At 69.9% G+C, this 1281-nt stretch carries 2 protein-coding genes; both read left to right on the top strand.

The genetic code is table 11. The features are described from left to right. Positions 1–72: 72 nt before the first annotated feature. Positions 73–372, top strand: a complete 300-nt coding sequence (locus tag ACBI99_RS45765; protein WP_219520095.1) for a transposase — start codon at positions 73–75, stop codon at positions 370–372. Continuing rightward, positions 369–1241, top strand: coding sequence for an IS3 family transposase (locus tag ACBI99_RS45760; protein WP_219520093.1), 873 nt, complete (start codon positions 369–371; stop codon positions 1239–1241). Before ACBI99_RS45765 ends, ACBI99_RS45760 begins: the two co-directional genes overlap by 4 nt. The last annotated feature ends 40 nt before the right edge of the window (positions 1242–1281 follow it).

Here is a 1281-nt window from a genome sequence, read left to right as displayed (position 1 = left end):
TGGGCTTGATCCGGTTTGACGGACATCCGAGATCAGGGGTTCGTCCCCGGAAGGATGTCCATGATGGAGAGCATGGGGAAGAAGAAGCCGCGTCCTCGCCGCTCGTTCACGCCGGAGTTCAAGGCCGAGATCGTCGAGCTGTGCCAGCGGGGCGACCGATCGATCCGTGAGGTGGCTCAGGACTTCGATCTGACCGAGACGGCGGTGCGCCAATGGGTGCGCCAGGCTGAGGTCGACGAGGGGCAGCGGGATGGGCTGACCAGCAGTGAGCGGGAGGAGCTGGCGGCGCTGCGGCGGGAGAACCGGCGGCTGCGCGAGGACATCGATGTCCTGAAGCGGGCGACGGCTTTCTTCGTGAGGGAGACCCGGTGAGCGTGCACCCGTTCATCGAGGCGGAGAAGCAGGGCGGTCACAGCGTCAAGCGGGCGTGTGAGCTGCTGGGAGTCTCCCGTGCCGCCTTCTACGCGCGCCGCACCGCCGTCCCTGGGCCGCGTGCGATGCGCGATGCCGAGCTGGCCGGGCAGATCGCCGAGGTGCACGCGCGCTCACGAGGCAGTTACGGCGCGCCGCGGGTGCACGCGCAACTGCGGCGGGACGGGCAGCGGTGCGGCCGGCGGAGGGTGGCCCGGCTGATGCGCCTCCTGGGCCTGGCCGGCCGGTATCGGCGCCGCCGGCAGGTCACCACCATCCCCGACCCGCACGCGAGCATGCGGCCGGACCTGATCGAGCGCGACTTCACGCCGGACCCGACCGGACTCGATAGGCGCTGGTGCGGCGATATCACCTACGTGCCGACCGAGGAGGGCTGGCTGTATCTGGCCACCGTGATCGACATCGCCTCGCGCCGGGTGGTCGGCTGGGCGACGGCCGATCATTTGCGCACCGGCCTGGTCGCCGAGGCTCTGCAGCAGGCCTGCGCCCGCCGCCGCCCGAGCGGGCCGGTGACTTTCCACTCCGATCGCGGCTGTCAATATACGAGCGCCGCCTACGCGCAACTGGCCGGGCGGCTCGGCGTGCGGTTGTCGGTCGGACGGACCGGTCAGTGCTGGGACAACGCGCTGGCCGAGTCGTTCTTCGCCACACTCAAGGGCGAACTTCTCGATCAGCGGTCCTGGCCTACCCGCGCCGCGGCCCGCAGCGCGATCTTCGAGTTCATCGAGGGCTGGTACAACCTGCACCGCCTGCACAGCAGCCTGGGCTACCGTAGCCCCGCCGACTACGAGGCAGTCGCAGCGGCCTGACCACCACAACGATGGTGTCCGTCGGAGCGGAGCAAGCTCA

It is taken from the genome of Nonomuraea sp. ATR24, assembly GCF_041950485.1.
GTDB classification, from domain to species: Bacteria; Actinomycetota; Actinomycetes; order Streptosporangiales; family Streptosporangiaceae; genus Nonomuraea; species Nonomuraea ceibae.
Note: the sequence above shows the minus strand (reverse complement) of the source record. Positions and strands in the feature narration are given on the sequence as shown.

Excerpts from the sequence above, each read along its gene's own strand:
- ACBI99_RS45765 (WP_219520095.1), top strand. The coding sequence starts at position 73 with ATGGGGAAGAAGAAGCCGCGTCCTCGCCGCTCGTTCACGCCGGAGTTC.